Origin of the sequence: Nonomuraea sp. NPDC049504 (genome assembly GCF_040676845.1) — a bacterium.
Lineage (GTDB): Bacteria > Actinomycetota > Actinomycetes > Streptosporangiales > Streptosporangiaceae > Nonomuraea > Nonomuraea salmonea.
Window position 1 is genome coordinate 22,288 of the sequence record NZ_JBFAPT010000021.1, and the last position, 14,566, is coordinate 36,853.

At 71.6% G+C, this 14,566-nt stretch carries 15 protein-coding genes and 1 riboswitch; of the genes, 6 read left to right on the top strand and 9 right to left on the bottom strand.

All coding sequences use genetic code 11. The annotated features are described in order from the left end of the window. Positions 1–45: 45 nt before the first annotated feature. Positions 46–621, top strand: a complete 576-nt coding sequence (locus tag AB0K28_RS33680; protein ID WP_345395130.1) for a WHG domain-containing protein — start codon at positions 46–48, stop codon at positions 619–621. On the opposite strand, the gene AB0K28_RS33685 is transcribed toward AB0K28_RS33680, so the two are convergent. From AB0K28_RS33685 to AB0K28_RS33695, 3 genes are read right to left on the bottom strand one after another with little or no spacing between them, the layout of a single operon-like run. Next, entirely contained in the window at positions 607–1,206 is a 600-nt protein-coding gene (locus tag AB0K28_RS33685; RefSeq protein WP_364377908.1) for a hypothetical protein, read from the bottom strand. The genes AB0K28_RS33680 and AB0K28_RS33685 overlap by 15 nt on opposite strands. Continuing rightward, entirely contained in the window at positions 1,203–1,670 is a 468-nt protein-coding gene (locus tag AB0K28_RS33690; protein WP_364377910.1) for a Clp protease N-terminal domain-containing protein, read from the bottom strand. Before AB0K28_RS33690 ends, AB0K28_RS33685 begins: the two co-directional genes overlap by 4 nt. A gap of 51 nt (positions 1,671–1,721) precedes the next feature. Next, complete coding sequence (locus AB0K28_RS33695; protein WP_364377912.1) at positions 1,722–2,375, bottom strand: TetR/AcrR family transcriptional regulator; 654 nt, start codon at positions 2,373–2,375, stop codon at positions 1,722–1,724. Between the two features lie 152 nt (positions 2,376–2,527). Here AB0K28_RS33695 and AB0K28_RS33700 point away from each other — a divergent pair, with 152 nt between their 5' ends. After that, positions 2,528–3,493: a 2-dehydropantoate 2-reductase N-terminal domain-containing protein gene (locus AB0K28_RS33700; protein ID WP_364377914.1), complete on the top strand. Its 966-nt coding sequence runs from the start codon at positions 2,528–2,530 to the stop codon at positions 3,491–3,493. On the opposite strand, the gene AB0K28_RS33705 is transcribed toward AB0K28_RS33700, so the two are convergent. Beyond that, entirely contained in the window at positions 3,453–3,923 is a 471-nt protein-coding gene (locus tag AB0K28_RS33705; RefSeq protein WP_364377916.1) for a GNAT family N-acetyltransferase, read from the bottom strand. The genes AB0K28_RS33700 and AB0K28_RS33705 overlap by 41 nt on opposite strands. Before the next feature lie 49 nt (positions 3,924–3,972). On the opposite strand from AB0K28_RS33705, the gene AB0K28_RS33710 reads away from it, so the two are divergent. Beyond that, positions 3,973–4,662 (top strand): hypothetical protein, encoded by a 690-nt coding sequence (locus tag AB0K28_RS33710; RefSeq protein ID WP_364377918.1) that lies wholly within the window; start codon positions 3,973–3,975, stop codon positions 4,660–4,662. On the opposite strand, the gene AB0K28_RS33715 is transcribed toward AB0K28_RS33710, so the two are convergent. Further along, positions 4,637–6,646 carry a GxGYxYP domain-containing protein gene (locus AB0K28_RS33715; RefSeq protein ID WP_364377920.1) on the bottom strand — a complete coding sequence of 670 codons (2,010 nt, stop codon included), beginning with the start codon at positions 6,644–6,646 and terminating at the stop codon, positions 4,637–4,639. The two genes, AB0K28_RS33710 and AB0K28_RS33715, sit on opposite strands and share 26 nt — an antisense overlap. A gap of 235 nt (positions 6,647–6,881) precedes the next feature. On the opposite strand from AB0K28_RS33715, the gene AB0K28_RS33720 reads away from it, so the two are divergent. Both AB0K28_RS33720 and AB0K28_RS33725 read left to right on the top strand, forming a co-directional pair. Continuing rightward, positions 6,882–7,220, top strand: a complete 339-nt coding sequence (locus tag AB0K28_RS33720) for a hypothetical protein (protein ID WP_345395152.1) — start codon at positions 6,882–6,884, stop codon at positions 7,218–7,220. A gap of 34 nt (positions 7,221–7,254) precedes the next feature. After that, entirely contained in the window at positions 7,255–9,369 is a 2,115-nt protein-coding gene (locus AB0K28_RS33725; protein WP_364377922.1) for a carbon starvation CstA family protein, read from the top strand. Positions 9,370–9,372: 3 nt separating this feature from the next. Here AB0K28_RS33725 and AB0K28_RS33730 read toward each other — a convergent pair whose 3' ends face one another. Together AB0K28_RS33730 and thiD are read right to left on the bottom strand one after the other, a co-directional pair. Next, positions 9,373–10,047: a TenA family protein gene (locus AB0K28_RS33730; RefSeq protein ID WP_345395155.1), complete on the bottom strand. Its 675-nt coding sequence runs from the start codon at positions 10,045–10,047 to the stop codon at positions 9,373–9,375. Positions 10,048–10,077: 30 nt separating this feature from the next. Further along, positions 10,078–10,887, bottom strand: a complete 810-nt coding sequence (thiD, locus tag AB0K28_RS33735; protein ID WP_345395158.1) for a bifunctional hydroxymethylpyrimidine kinase/phosphomethylpyrimidine kinase — start codon at positions 10,885–10,887, stop codon at positions 10,078–10,080. Beyond that, a riboswitch (TPP riboswitch) is annotated at positions 10,875–10,970 on the bottom strand. It overlaps the preceding gene by 13 nt. A gap of 57 nt (positions 10,971–11,027) precedes the next feature. Here thiD and AB0K28_RS33740 point away from each other — a divergent pair. Further along, a complete protein-coding gene (locus AB0K28_RS33740) occupies positions 11,028–11,972 on the top strand; it encodes an ATP-dependent DNA ligase (RefSeq protein ID WP_364377925.1) in 945 nt (314 codons plus the stop codon). Positions 11,973–12,191: 219 nt separating this feature from the next. On the opposite strand, the gene AB0K28_RS33745 is transcribed toward AB0K28_RS33740, so the two are convergent. Then, positions 12,192–13,718 carry a M28 family peptidase gene (locus tag AB0K28_RS33745; RefSeq protein ID WP_364377927.1) on the bottom strand — a complete coding sequence of 509 codons (1,527 nt, stop codon included), beginning with the start codon at positions 13,716–13,718 and terminating at the stop codon, positions 12,192–12,194. Positions 13,719–13,799: 81 nt separating this feature from the next. Then, complete coding sequence (locus AB0K28_RS33750) at positions 13,800–14,414, bottom strand: hypothetical protein (protein ID WP_364377928.1); 615 nt, start codon at positions 14,412–14,414, stop codon at positions 13,800–13,802. Between the last annotated feature and the right edge of the window lie 152 nt (positions 14,415–14,566).

Sequence of the window (14,566 nt, forward strand, 5' to 3'; positions counted from 1 at the left end):
TAAGCAAGTGATTAAATAGCGTAGCAAGCGGAGGAAAGGCAGCGCATGGCACGTGCGGGAGTGACCGCGGAACGCCTCACCCAGGCGGCGGCGGAGCTGGCCGACGAGATCGGCTTCCAGAACGTCACCGTCTCGGCGCTCGCGCGCGCGTTCGGGGTCAAGCCGGCGGCCCTGTACTCACACGTCAAGGACCTCCAGGACCTTCGGATCAGGGTGGCCAAGCTGGCCCTGGCCGAGCTCGCCGAGCGCGCCGCCACCGCACTCGCCGGGCGGTCGGGCAAGGACGCGCTGGTGGCGTTCGCCAACGCGTACCGGGGCTACGCGAAGGAACATCCGGGCCGGTACGCCGCCGCGCAGCTGGAGATGGACTACGAGACCGCCGCCGACAGCGCGGCCCCGCGCCACTCCGCGATGACGCGGGCGATCCTGCGCGGCTACGACCTGCCGGATCCCGCCCAGACCGACGCCGTACGCATGCTGGGCGCCACCTTCCACGGATACGTGAGCCTGGAGATGGCCGGCGGGTTCCGGCACACCCCGCGCTCGGTCGAGGAGTCCTGGAACCGCACCCTGGACGCGCTCGACGCCGTCCTGCGCAACTGGCCTTCAGACGGAGGGTAGCTCGCCGACGGCGGCGACCAGGTGGGCGCCGCCGTACGTGCAGCGCCAGGCGACGGTATCGTCCAGGTGCGCGACCCACAGGCCGCGGTCGTGTTCGGGACAGACGGGCCAGGCCCGCCAGATCATCTCCATGATGACCTCCTGGGCGGCGTCGGCGACGGCGGCGAGCGCCCAGACCGGGTCGCTGCCGGTCGAGGGGGCCATGCCGTTGCCCTGGTAGGCGCCGCGGAACTCCACGCGCGCGTACCCGTGCGGGTCCCAGTCGGGGACGTCGAGCCGCAGCGTGCCGGTGACGCCGGTGGCGCGGGCGTCGCGCTCCACGACGGCGAGCGCCTCTTCCAGGGTGCGCCACCAGCCGGGTTCGACCGCGAACGGCGGCTCGAACGACGTCTCCCGCAGGACCGCCCGCGCCACCCGGGACAGGTCGGCAGGGTCGGACTCCAGGAACTCCCTGGTCGCGGGGGTGCTGACGCCGTGGTCGTCCAGCACGATCACCAGGTCGAGCAGCGTGTCATGGTCGAGGTCGCCGCCGCGCAGCTGCTCGTAGACGCGGCTGCTCGCCTCCGTGATCGTGTCGCCGGTCACCTGGGGTTGCGGAGCCGGTCCACCGTACGGAGGATGTGCTGCTCGGCCGGCTCCTTGGTGACGCCGAGGCCGGCGAGCACGCCCACCACCGGGGCGTCGTGGAGGGACAGGACGCCGAGCAGGAGGTGCTCGGTGCCGATCCAGTCGTGGCCGAGGCGCAGCGACTCGCGGGCGGCGAGTTCGAGCGCCTTCCTGCTCTGGGCCGCGAAAGGCAGGAACTGCTCCTCGCTCCCCGGGCCAGTGCCGAGCGCCGCCGCCAGCGCGTTGCGCACCGTCTCGACGGGCGCGCCGAGCGCGGCCATCGTGACGGCGCCCAGGGCGTCGGGCTGGTGCAGCTGGCCCAGCACCAGGTGGGCCGGCTCGATCTGCGCGTGCTTGGACGCGCGGGCCTCTTCCTGGGACTTGACCACGACGATGCGGGCGCGATCGGTGTAGCGGGTGAACGTCTGCAGGTCGTCGATCATGGGCTCAGCGCTGCTGCCTTCCTTGAGGGCGAACCGCTTCTGGGCGGCCGATCAGGTGACGCCCATGCTATGCCCGATCTCCGTCCACGATGCTCCGGAACGCTGACGCCCGGCGGAAGGATCACCTCGATCGGACGTCTGAGCCGAGCGCAGGCCGTCCAGCAGTAGGGTGATGACGCCGTCGGCCTCGGCACGCCAGCCGGGGCGGTCGTGGGCGGCGCCGATGCCGTGCAGCGCCATCATCACGGTGCCGGGGCCCACGTCGTCGCGGATGGCGCCCGCGTTCGCGGCGGCGGCGATCAGGCCCGTGACGGCCTCCTCCAGCGTGCGGCTGCCCTCGGCCACCGGCTCCGAGCCGCTCGTCATGAGTGTCGCCAGCGTGCGGGCGAGGCCCTGGTGGGCGTGCATGTGGTCGACCATGCCGCGCAGGAAGGCCGCCAGCGCCTCCGCGGCGGGGAGTGCCGACTGCAGATGGCGGGCGCGCTCGCACAGCGCGGCGATCTCCTCGTGGTAGACCGCCTCGGCCAGCGCCTCCCTGGTGGGGAAGTGGCGGTAGAGCGTGCCGACGCCCACTCCGGCGAGCTGGGCGAAGTCGTCGAAGCGCAGATCGAAGAAGTCTCCCGCGTCGAAGACCTCGCGGGCCTTGGCGATCAGGGCCGCGCGGTTGCGCTGGGCGTCGGCGCGCAGCGGCCTCCCGGCGGTCATACGGCACCTCGTGCCCGTTCAGTGCCGGCGCGCAGCGGCTTTCCGGCGATCATGTGACATCCCGTGTTGACAAAGCGGAATCCGTCTCCATATGTTCCAGAAGTGGAGATTATCTCCACTTCATCATAGCGAGGTGTGGCATCAGGATCCTCATGTTCGGCCGGGGCGTGATCGCCGGCATCTACGGCTGGGCTCTGCGGCAGGCGGGGCATGACATCGAGTTCTACGTACGGCCGGGGCGCGCCGCGACGTACGGGGAGACGATCGACCTCGACCTGACGGACACGCGGCGACGGGTGGGGCGGCGGCGCGTCGCCGGGACGTACCCGGCGCGCTACCGCGAGACACTCCCAGAAGACCACGACTTCGAGCTGATCGTGCTGAGCGTGCCGCATCACCGTCTCCCGGAGGCGGCCGCCTTCCTCGCGCCGCGCCTCGGCGAGGCCACCGTGCTGGTCTTCGGCAATCTCTGGGCCGAGCCGCTCGCCGCCATGGGCGACCTGCCGCCCGCCCGGGTCGCGTGGGGTTTCCCGCAGGCAGGGGGCGGGTTCGGCGATGACGGGGTGCTTCGGGGGACGCTGCTGTCGTCGGTCGTCTTCGGCACCCTCGGCCGGCCCCCGACCGTACGCGAGCGGGCCGCACGCCAGGCGTTCCGCACGGCCGGCTTCCGCGTCAAGGAGCGGCCCGACTTCCGCGGCTGGTTGTGGCTGCACTTCGTGGCCAATGCCGGGCTCCACTCACAGGGCGTGCGGCTGGGCTCGCTGGCCGACCTGGTGGGGAAGGCGGGCGACCTGCGCGAGGCGATGCGGGTCACGCGCGAGCTGCTCCCGCTCGTCGAGGCGCGCGGCGTCGATCTGCGCCGGCACCGGGCCACCGTGCGGTCGTTCCGTGCGCCCACCTGGCTGACGGGGCCCGCGCTCGCGTGGCTGACCGCTCATTTTCCTCTGGTACGCGGCAACTTCGCGGCCCACTCCGACCCCGAGGCCGAGGAGCCGCGGGAGATCTGCCGGGACACGCTGGCGGAGGCCCGCCGGCTGAACGTCCCCACGCCCCGCCTGGAGGCGGCCGAGCCGTACTTCACGCCAGGTCGAGCACACCGACCGTCTCGCCCTCGCTGACCTCGCCGGTCGTACGGAACCCCAGCTTGCGATAGAAGCCCTCGGGGCCGTCGTCGCCGGGATGCCAGGTGACGTACAGCCGCGTGCTGCCCCGGCGCCGCAGTTCGGCGGCCACCGACGCGACCGCGAACCGGCCGACGCCGCGGCCCTGCGCGTCCGCCGCCACGTTCAGCCGCCACAGGCCGGAACGGAAGTCGACGCCTTTGCCGTTCCAGTCGATGTCGATGAAGGCCATGAAGAAGCCCACCGCTTCGTCGCCGTCGAGGATGAGGCGAGGCCAGGCGTTCGCGGGGTATACGTACGCCTCGGCCAGCGACTTCATCACCGGGCCCACCAGCCGTTCCTGGTCAGGACGGACCCGCACGGCGCACGCGGTGCCGAAGTTGGCCGGGGTGACGGGGACGTGCCGCAGGGGTGTGGGGGCGCTCATGCGGCTCAGCCTACGGAGGGGTGCGCGGGGGGCGTGACAGGGTGGAGGCATGGGAGCTGACGAGCTGGCGCACGTACGGTGGATCGCGGGTGGGACGGGGGCCGGCAAGAGCACGGTGACCCGGATTCTGGCCGAGCGGTACGAGTTGCCCGTCTACGACGGTGATCGTGCCGAGGCGCGGTACGCCGGGCGGTGTACGCCGGAGCGGCAGCCGTACATGTGCGCTCTGCTGCGGACACCCAAGGAGGAGCGGTTCGCCGGGCGCGCGCCGGAAGAGGTGTTCCGCGCGATGCCGAGCCTGCACGGCGAGACGTTCGGGTTCGTGGTCGAGGAGCTGCTGGCGTCGCCCGCCGATCGGCCGGTGCTGGTGGACGACTTCCGGCCGCTGCCCCGCGAGCTCGCGCCGCTGCTGGAGCGCCCTGAGCAGGCGGTGTTCCTGCTGCCCGAGCCGGGGTTCCGGCGCAGGAACCTGGCGGCCCGTTACGCCGACCCCGCCGCGGCCCGCGCCACCTACGGCGACGTGGATCCGGCCGCGGCGCTGGCCGTGCGGGTGGCGCGGGACGAGCTGTGGGACGCCGAGGTGCGCCGCCAGGCCCGCGAGACCGGCCTGCCCGTCGTGGACGTGGACGGCTCGCGGACCCCGGACGACCTGGCCGCGGACCTCGCCGCCGCCTTCGGCCTCAGCTCACTTTCAGCAGCCAGGGCCGGCCGTCCTACTTCTTCGTCAGGTGGCGGTTGAGGAGGTCGAAGAAGGCGTCGCCGCGGACGATCTCGAAGGGGTCGCCCAGCAGCTCACCCAGCTCGGCGATGTCGGACGGCGTCCAGTTCCACGCGTTCACGGCCCCGGCGATGAACAGCGGGGTGGAGCCGTCCCAGCCCTCGATGTGCCTGAGCAGCCCGTCGCGGTATTCCTGCGCCTTGCCCTGCGGGTAGAGGTTGCCGATGATCGGCAGCCCGCCCACGTGGGTCTGCAGGTCGCCGGTCTCCCACGACTGGATGATGCCGCGGATCGGGGTGTTCCTGCGGTAGGAGGCGGCGATCCGCTCGTCGAAGGCGACCCAGCCGTCGTCGTCGGCGTTGCGGTGGTTGTAGGCGTAGACGAGGTCCATGCCGGTGCGCCGCAGGAACCGCCCGGTGAGCTTGGTGTAGGCGGCCAGGTCGGCCTCTGGCCACGAGCCCGGGTAGGTGTAACCGGCGCCGGACGGCCCGGCGATGAGCAGGTCGTTCTCGGTGGCGGTGCGCTGGTAGTGGGCGAGCAGCGCGGGCCCGATGTCGGCGAGCAGCGGGCTGACCGTCCAGTTGGTGGGGACGCGGCCGCGCGCGGGGTCGTCCCAGAGCTGCCGCATGCGCCGCTGGCAGTACTGGATGTTGTCGCCCTCGCCGACGGTGAGCGTGAGGTAGACGCGGTTGCGGAGGGTGGCGCGGGGACGCGGGCGTACGCGGTCGGAGACCTTGGCGGCGACGCCGGCGTGCACGGTGCCGTTCATGTAGTAGTCGGCGGGCACGACCTCCACGGCGTGCTGGGAGGCGCGGTCCACGCCGCCCCACTCACCGGCCACGTCGTTGGAGAACCAGCCGGCGTACGGGGTCGTCGGCTTGACCTTGCTCAAGATCTCGTCGAGCAGCTTGCCGGTCTCGCCGGACGGCGGCAGCCAGAAGACCATGGCCCGGCTGGCCACGGTGTAGTCGCGGAAGTAGGGGAACGGCTCGACCCGGGTGGGCGCGGTGGTGGTGGCGGTGACCAGGTACTGGTTCCACAGGTCCACCTCGACGAGCAGCTCGCGGGTGCCGGCCGGCGGGGTGAAGCGGTAGATGAAGTAGCCGCCGCCGTCGGCGAAGCGGTTGGACTCGGCGCCGACGGCCGAGTTGACGCCGTCGAAGAGGTACGGCGCCTCGGCGTCGGTGCCGGGCGTGAAGGCGGCGATCTGGTTGCCGTCGGCCTTGACGACCAAGGAGCCGACGGAGGCGCCCCAGCCGTCGTCGCCGAGTGAGTCCTGGAAGCGCAGGAAGACGCCTTCCTCGCCGGACAGCTCCTGGCTGAGGTCGAAGGTGCGCACCTCGCGGTTGGAGGTGTCCCTGATGCGCTCGGTCTCCCTGGCGACCTCGCGCCACTGGACGTTCTCGACGGACACGGTCCTGGTCGGCGGCAGGCCGCTGAGCAGGGTGTGGGTGCAGCGGGGCCAGAGGGTGTCGAGCTGCCAGCGGTAGGTGGCGAGCACGTCGTCGGGGTCGAAGCGGCCGCGCAGGTCCGTGATGACCTTGAGCCGGTGCTCCTGGGCCTGCTCGGCGGTGGCGGCGACGGCGTTCTCCAGGCCGGCCAGGGTGGTGGCGACGTTCACCGAGTCGGGGACGCCGGGGTCATGCAGGATCGCGCCGCGCACCTCGCCGCGGTAGCGGGCGACGAGGTCGAGCGGGCGGTCGTGGCGGGTGACGGCGGCGCCGGTGCTGGACAGCCAGCGCTCGTCGTAGCCCTCCTCGTTGTAGTTGAAGTACAGCCGGGGGCGGCGGCGGTTGACGACTCCCTGAAGGGTGGTCAGGAGGAGCTGGTCGTTGCCGTGCAGGGTGGCGATGTCGGCGTAGTCGAGCCGGGTGGGGCGGCCGAAGCCGGGCAATAAGGGGGCGGAGGCGGAGGCAGCCGCGCGGGCGGCGGGCAGGCTCAGGCCGAGCGCGCCGGCCGCGAGGACCGTGCCGTTCGCCAGGAGGAATTCACGTCGGGAGACCATGGCGTTCACTGCTCCTCGTCGGGGGGAGACCAGGAATGACAGCGTTGTCATCGCTTCGCTAGCGAACGTACCTATGTGACCGTTTGTTGTCCATGGTGTAAATGAGGCGAAATTTCCGGATAAGCCGTGCCGATCGCTCACGTGATCGTTTCGTGAGCCGCTGAAGCGTTTCAACAGAGCAACCGCAGGGTAAGGCCGACGTTGATTTGAGCTGCCTGTTCACCAGGAGCCACGGATGTCCCGTGTCACGCTCACCCCCGCCGCCCGTGACGCCCTGCGCGGCGACGAAGTGGTCTTCTTCGACTGGCACGTCACCGGTCTGTGCTGCGCGGACGCGGGCGAGTTCTCGGTCAGGCCGCTGCGGCGCAGCAGGTTGCCGCGCCGGGCGCGCGAGCTCGGCCCGACCGGTCTCGTGTACGCCCACCCGACGGCCTGGGTGCACCTCGCCGAGCTGCCCGTCACCATCGACTGCCGCCCGCTGTGGCGCTGGCGGCGCTTCACCACCGACCTGCTGCCGGACGCCGGGCTGCGCTGCTGCCTGGGACGTCCCGCACACAACCCGGCTCACGACTGATCCTGTCCGTCGCCAGACACATGGGAGGTAACCGGTGAAGCTGCGTTCCATCATCATCTGGACGGCGGTGGCCCTCGTCGGGGCCGTCGGCTGGGCGGTGCTCGCCCTGTCCAGAGGCGAGAACGTCAACGCGGTCTGGCTGCTGTGCGCCGCGCTCGGCTCGTACGCGATCGCCTACCGCTTCTACGCCCGCTTCATCGTCCGCAAGGTGCTGCGGGCCGACGACCGCAGGGCAACCCCCGCCGAGCGGCTCGACAACGGCATCGACTACCACCCGACCGACCGGCGCATCCTGTTCGGCCACCACTTCGCCGCCATCGCGGGGGCGGGGCCGCTGGTCGGTCCCGTGCTGGCCGCGCAGATGGGTTACCTGCCCGGCACGATCTGGATCATCGCGGGGGTGATCTTCGCCGGGGCCGTGCAGGACATGGTGGTGCTGTTCTTCTCCATGCGGCGCAACGGCAGGAGCCTCGGGCAGATGGCCCGCGAGGAGATCGGCCCGGTGGGCGGCGCGGCGGCGCTGATCGCGGTCTTCGCCATCATGATCATCCTGCTCGCGGTGCTGGCGCTGGTCGTGGTGAACGCGCTCGCCCAGTCGCCGTGGGGCGTCTTCTCCATCGCGATGACCATCCCGATCGCCCTGTTCATGGGCTTCTACCTGCGGGTGATCAGGCCGGGCCGGGTCGTCGAGACGACGGTCATCGGGGTCGTGCTGCTGATCCTCGCCATCATGGCGGGCGGCTGGGTCCAGGACTCGAGCTGGGCGCCGTTCTTCACGCTCAGCCCGTCGGCGCTGGCGCTGTGGCTCATCGCGTACGGATTCGTCGCCGCCGTCCTGCCCGTCTGGATGCTGCTCGCGCCGCGCGACTACCTGTCGACGTTCATGAAGATCGGCACGATCGTGCTGATCGCGGTCGGCATCGCGGTCACCATGCCGCCGCTGCGGACCACCGCGTTCACCGACTTCGCCTTCAACGGTGAGGGGCCGGTCTTCGCCGGGTCGTTGTTCCCGTTCGTGTTCATCATCATCGCCTGCGGCGCGCTGTCCGGCTTCCACGCGCTGATCTCGTCCGGCACGACGCCGAAGATGATCCAGAAGGAGACGCAGGTCAGGATGATCGGCTACGGCTCCATGCTCATGGAGTCGTTCGTGGCGGTCATGGCGATCACCGCGGCCTGTGTGCTGAGCCCCGGCCTCTACTTCGCGATGAACTCACCGGCCGGCGTCGTCGGCGCGACCGTGCAGAGCGCCGCCGAGGCCGTCACGAACATGGGCTTCGTCATCACTCCCGAGCAGTTGCAGGCCGCGGCGGCGGCCGTGCAGGAGGAGACGCTGATAGCGCGGACGGGCGGCGCGCCCACCCTGGCCGTGGGCATCTCGCAGATCTTCTCCGGCTTCCTCGGCGGCGCGGGGCTCCAGGCTTTCTGGTACCACTTCGCGATCATGTTCGAGGCGCTGTTCATCCTCACCACCGTGGACGCGGGCACGCGGGTGGGCCGGTTCATGCTCCAGGACACGATCGGCAACCTGTGGAAGCCGATCTCCCGGGTGAGCTGGTGGCCCGGGCTCGTCGCGACCAGCGCCGTCGTGGTGGCGGCCTGGGGCTACTTCCTCTACCAGGGCGTCAACGACCCGCTCGGCGGCATCAACCAGCTCTTCCCGCTGTTCGGCATCGCGAACCAGCTGCTCGCCGCCGTCGCGCTCACCGTGGCCACCACGCTGCTGATCAAGAGCGGCCGGCTCAAGTGGGCGTGGGTGACGGGCGTCCCGCTGGCCTGGGACGTCGCCGTCACGCTCACCGCGAGCTGGCAGAAGGTGTTCTCCGCCGACCCGAAGCTCGGCTTCTTCGCCCAGCGCGACCGCTACCAGGCCGCGCTCGACCAGGGCGAGCTGCTCGCGCCCGCCAGGACGGAGGACGCGATGCGGCAGATCGTCATCAACTCGACCGTGGACGGCGTGCTGGCCGCGCTCTTCGCCGTGCTGATCATCGTGGTCCTCATCGACGCCGCCCGCATCTGGATCAAGGCGATCCGGCTGCGCGAGCCGCTGCCCGACACGGAGGCGCCGTTCCAGGAGTCGACGATCGTGGCGCCGTCGGGGCTCATCGCCACCCGCGAGGAGAAGGAGCTGATGGCGAAGTCGCCGTGACGGTCAGGGGGCGAGCCAGGCGGCCGTGGGCCAGCCCTCGCGCCGCCACGCGCTGTCCCAGAACATCCACTCGTACGCCGCCGCCCGCCCGTACGCCTGCGCCATCGCCTCACGGGTGTCAGGGAGGGAGGCGGCGGCGAGCCGGTCGGTGATGGCCTTGGCCCGCTCGACGGAGGCGGCGAACCCGGGGTCGGAGTAGGTGGAGATCCACTTCGCGTACGGGTGCGCGGGGTCGTCGCCGGCCTTGGCGAGCAGCGCGGTGCCGACGTCCTGGTAGATCCAGAAGCACGGCAGCACCGCCGCCGCGATCACCGGGTAGGGCGCCGACAGGGCCGTGGCCTGCAGGAACGACGAGTACGCCAGGCACGTCGGCGAGGTCACGATGCCCTTGACGGCCGCGCCCAGCTCCTCGATGTAGCCGGAGTGCAGCTCGCGCTCGGCGACCAGCGCGGTGTGCGCGCTCATGGCCCAGAACGCCGCCTCGTCGGAGTCGTCGGCGCGGACCGAGGCGGCCGCCAGCGCCTTCGAGAACGCCTCGAGGTAGCGGGCGTCCTGCACCATGTAGAAGGCGAACGTCTCACGGTCGAGCGAGCCGTCGCCGAGTGCCGTCACGAAGGGGTGCTCGTGGATGGCGCGCATCAGCTCGGACGTGCGCTGCCAGATGTCATCGCAGAACATCGCGTCTCTTTCGCGAAGAAGGGGGCGGGGTTACCAGGCGTTGTGGAAGTGGTGGACGGGGCCGTGGCCGTGGCCGACCCCCAGCGAGTCGGCGGCGCGCAACGCCTGCGTCAGGTAGTCCTTCGCGGCGCGCACCGCACTCGGCCAGTCGTCGTGGCGGGGCCGCAGCGCCGCGATCGCCGAGGACAGCGTGCAGCCCGTGCCATGGGTGTTGCGTGTCGGCACCCGCGGCGCGGCCAGCTCGATCGTGCCCTCGGGGGTGGCCAGCACATCGACGCAGGTGTCGCCGTCGAGGTGGCCGCCCTTGAGCAGCACCTGCCGGGCGCCGAGCGCGCGCAGCCTGGCCGCCTGCGCGTGCATCTCGGGCAGCCCGCTCGCCTGCGGCTCGCCGAGCAGGTCGGCCGCCTCGGGCAGATTGGGGGTGATGAGGTCGGCGCGCGGCAGCAGCGTGCGGCGCAGCTCGCTCACCGCGTCGGCGGGCAGCAGCCGGTCGCCGCTCTTGGCGACCATGACGGGGTCGAGCACGACATGAGGCGGCCGGTACGTGTCGAGCGCCGCCGCCACCGCCTTGATCAGGTCGGCGTCGCCCAGCATGCCGATCTTCACGGCGTCGGCGGGCACGTCGGTGAGCAGGGTGTCGAGCTGCTGGGCCACGAACGCGGCCGGCACCTCGTGGATGCCGGTCACGCCCGTCGTGGTCTGCGCCACGAGCGCGGTGACGACCGTCATGCCGTACGCGCCGAGCGCGGAGAAGGTCTTGAGGTCGCCCTGGATGCCGGCCCCGCCACTCGGGTCGGTGCCCGCGATGGTCAGGACCTTGGGTACGGCGTTCGCTGCCATGACGTCCCTTCGCTAGTGCGAACTAGATCAGGTTCGACGGGTGTGATCTCAGCCCGGCTTTCCGGGCACCCCGCGTCAACGGCTCACTCTAACAGGCCGGGTTGTTGACCACACGTTCGAGTGTGGGCATCGTAGGGCGGGTGGCCGCTGACGAGACGCGCGACGGGGTCTCCCTGACCAACCTCGACCAGCCCCTCTTCGACGGCGCCGACGCCACGAAACGGGACCTGGTCGACTACCTCGACGCGGTCGCGGGCCGGATGGTGCCCGTGCTGCGCGACCGGCCGCTCTCGGTCATCCGGGTACGCCCAGGGCAGGAGCCGTTCATGCAGAAGAACCTGCCCAAATACGCTCCCGACTGGGTGCGGTCGGTGACCGTGTGGGCGGACTCCTCGCGGCGGCAGGTCACGTACGCGCTGTGCGACGACCGCAGGACGCTGCTCTGGTTCGCCAACCAGCGGGCCGTCGAATACCACCCGGCGCTCTACGCCGGTGAGCACCCCACGCACATGGTGCTCGACCTCGACCCGCCCGAGCATGACTCCTTCGCGCCGGCCGTCCGGGGCGCGCACCTCGTCAGGCAGGCGCTCGCCGACTGCGGGCTGGCCGGGGCCGTCAAGACCAGCGGGGCCAAGGGGGTGCACGTGTTCGTGCCCGTCGTGCCGGGCACCGCGATGGACGACCTGGCCGCCGCCACCCGGGCGCTGGCCGCCCGCGCCGAGCGGCTGGACCCTTCGCTGGCCACCACCGCGTTCATCAGGGAGGACCGCGAGGGCAAGGTGTTCCTCGACTCCACGCGGGCGGGCGGCGCGACGGTGGCGGCCGCCTACAGCCCGCGGATCCGGCCCGGCGTGCCCGTCTCGTTCCCCGTGGCGTGGGACGAGCTCGACGGCGTCCGGCCTGGCGAGTTCACCATCCGCACCGCTGTCGAGCGGCTGGGTGAGGGCGACCCGTGGGCCGAGCACATGCCGGCGCCGCAGGCGCTGCCCGCCGACCTCGTCGAGGAGGGGCACACGATCCCGGTGGCGCGCGTGCAGGCGATGCACGAGGGCAAGCGCCGCGCCCGCGCCCGCCGCGCCGATTAGCCGCCCGCCGCGCCGGGCCGCCCGCCCGCGGCTGGCGGCGCGGCCGGCATCCCGGCCGGCATCCCGGCCGGCGGCAGTCTTCACCGGCGCGGAGGGCGCTCGACGGCTCGCTTGGCCTTCGACGTGCGCGGCATCCCGCCACGCACCGCCACGCACTGCCCCGTAGCCCGCCCCGTAGCCCGCTTCGCCGGGGCGAGAGCAGTCTCGCCCCGGTCGCGGTCAGCGGGTGATGGTGACGTCGTCCACGCCGGCCTCCACGAGGGAGGCGCCTGAGGCGTCGGCGGCGTCGATGAGGATGCGGACGGTCTGGCCCGCGTAGGCGTTCAGGCTCGCCGTCGCGGTGGTCCAGGCGCCGTTGCGGTTGGTGGCGGCGCCGGGCTGGTCGAGCACGGTCGTCGTGGTGCTGCCGACGACGCGGACGCGCAGGTAGTCGGCGCTGGAGGAGTTCGAGCCGTGCGCCAGGTAGTACGACAAGGACAGGTTCAGGGGGCCTGCCGAGGGGAGCGTGATCGGCGGTGACTGGATCGAGGTGACGCCGCCGTCGATGTTGTGGTCGCCCGCCGACGAGCCCGCCAGGCGGCCGGTCACGAGGTCGTTCGTGCCGCTGACCGTGGTGCCGAGCTGCTTGGCGCCGCTTGAGGTGGTGGTCTGCGGGTCGCCGCGCTCCCAGAGCCCGGTGGCGGCGGTGTCGGTGCCGTTCGGGTTCGCCGTCCAGCCCGTGGCCGTCTCGAACGTGTCCTGCCAGACCACGACCGGCGGTACGGCGGTGGCGACGGTCCACACGGCGTAGGCGATGGCGTCGGCGTTCCTGTTCAGCGCGGTGTCGTTGATGTTGGCCGTGGTGTCGCAGGAGCGGTGGTAGCAGACGTCGAACGCCTGCCCCGCGGTGCCGCCCCACAGCGCGGCCTGGGCGCTGGTCTTGATGCCTTCGGCCCCGGTGAACGTGCCACCGGCCGGGATGCCCGCCGCGATGAACGGCCCGTAGTCGGAGCGGCCGTCGAAGTCGGTGCCGCGGGTTTGCACGCCGATGGAGGTGAAGTAGTCCTGGAGGGTGCGCTCCAGGGCCGCGGACCCGGCGGGGCCCGGCCCGGCGCCCGTCCCGTCCGAGTTGTCGCCGTCGTAGACGAAATAGCCGGCGTTGGGGGAGCCGACCATGTCGAAGTTCAGGTACCCCTTGATCCGCGCGCGTTCTGCGGCCGGCAGGTTGTTCACGTAGAACCGCGACCCGCGCAACCCCAGCTCCTCCGCGCCCCACCAGGCGAAGCGCAGGTGCTTGCCCGGCTGCAGCGACTGGCGGGAGACTTCGAGCGCGGTCTCCAGGACGGCCGCGCTGCCCGAGCCGTTGTCGTTGATGCCGGGCCCCGCGGTGACGCTGTCGAGGTGCGCGCCCACCATGAGCACGTCGTCCGGGTCGCCGCCCGGCCAGTCGGCGATGACGTTGTAGCCGGTCGCGCCGTTGTAGGTGAACGACTGCAGGGTGGTGGTGTAGCCGGCCGCGTCGAGCTGCGACCTGACGTAATTGGCCGAGGCGAGGTAGCCGGGCCTGCCATGCGCCCGGTTGCCGCCGTTGGCGGTGGCGATGGACTGGAGCTGCGACAGGTGGGCCTTGACGTTGGTGAGGGAGATGTCCGGCGGCGCGGCGGCCCGCGCCGGCCCGGCCGGCATCACCGTGATGAGGGACAGTGCCGCGATCGCCGCGATGAGGGGTGATCTCGTTTTCCAGGTCGTACGCCTAGATAAGAGCAAGGCGGCGCCTCCATCCGAGGTCGAGGGTGGAAGATCCCGAGATGGTGCTGAATGGACGGTAACGCCGCGAAGGTGGTTCGCCTAGCTGTTCGTACGAGTGGTGATGCCGGGTTTGAGCGCCGCCACCGCCATCTCGGGATCCTGGGCGAAGAACCGCACCGAGGTCACCTCGGCGCGGCGGCCCAGCGGGCGGACCACGGTGACCGGCTCGGCCAGCTCGACCGTCACGTTCGTCTGCGAGGAGACCGCCACGGTCAGCCGCCCGCCCTCGACCGTGATCATGCCGCCCTGGTGGTACGCCCGCCCGGTCCGTACGCCCGCCACCAGCTCACGGGGCACCCGCAGATCGAGGTAGACGCCGTACCTGACGCGCAGCTCATCGGCGGTGACGACGTGCGGCCTGGTCGCGCAGCCGGCGGCCAGCATGAGGACGTACAGCAGGCCGTACAGGTCGGCGATCAGCACCCCGTACCGCAGCCAGGCGGGCACGCCGAGCGCGGCCAGCAGCAGGTCCACGACCACGGTCTCGACTGCCATCGCGAAGCTCATCAGCCCCAGCATGAACGCCTGCTCCTTGCCGTACGCGAGCGCCGTCGCCCCGTCCGGCACCCCGTGCCGCCGCCGCACGATCCACGCCGCGATGGCGGCCAGGCCCTTGACCTCGAACCCCACGATCCGCAGCACCGCTCTGACCATGTGCTTCCTTCCTCCGGCGGTTTCCCCGCTCATGGGACACGTTGACGTCGCGTCAAGGTCAAGCCCCGCCAGACCCGCTCGGCATGGGTTGAACCCGCCATAAGGGGTGGGCGTACAACCTGTCGGACCTGCGGCACCCGCCGATGACCTGC

What these genes read in the sequence shown, in the direction of transcription:
- AB0K28_RS33715 (WP_364377920.1), bottom strand. Translation starts at nt 6,646, where the DNA reads ATGGTCTCCCGACGTGAATTCCTCCTGGCGAACGGCACGGTCCTCGCG.
- AB0K28_RS33695 (WP_364377912.1), bottom strand. Translation starts at nt 2,375, where the DNA reads ATGACCGCCGGGAGGCCGCTGCGCGCCGACGCCCAGCGCAACCGCGCG.
- thiD (WP_345395158.1), bottom strand. Translation starts at nt 10,887, where the DNA reads ATGGCAGCGAACGCCGTACCCAAGGTCCTGACCATCGCGGGCACCGAC.
- AB0K28_RS33730 (WP_345395155.1), bottom strand. Translation starts at nt 10,047, where the DNA reads ATGTTCTGCGATGACATCTGGCAGCGCACGTCCGAGCTGATGCGCGCC.
- AB0K28_RS33750 (WP_364377928.1), bottom strand. Translation starts at nt 14,414, where the DNA reads ATGGTCAGAGCGGTGCTGCGGATCGTGGGGTTCGAGGTCAAGGGCCTG.
- AB0K28_RS33720 (WP_345395152.1), top strand. Translation starts at nt 6,882, where the DNA reads ATGTCCCGTGTCACGCTCACCCCCGCCGCCCGTGACGCCCTGCGCGGC.
- AB0K28_RS33700 (WP_364377914.1), top strand. Translation starts at nt 2,528, where the DNA reads ATGTTCGGCCGGGGCGTGATCGCCGGCATCTACGGCTGGGCTCTGCGG.
- AB0K28_RS33710 (WP_364377918.1), top strand. Translation starts at nt 3,973, where the DNA reads ATGGGAGCTGACGAGCTGGCGCACGTACGGTGGATCGCGGGTGGGACG.
- AB0K28_RS33690 (WP_364377910.1), bottom strand. Translation starts at nt 1,670, where the DNA reads ATGATCGACGACCTGCAGACGTTCACCCGCTACACCGATCGCGCCCGC.
- AB0K28_RS33680 (WP_345395130.1), top strand. Translation starts at nt 46, where the DNA reads ATGGCACGTGCGGGAGTGACCGCGGAACGCCTCACCCAGGCGGCGGCG.
- AB0K28_RS33705 (WP_364377916.1), bottom strand. Translation starts at nt 3,923, where the DNA reads ATGAGCGCCCCCACACCCCTGCGGCACGTCCCCGTCACCCCGGCCAAC.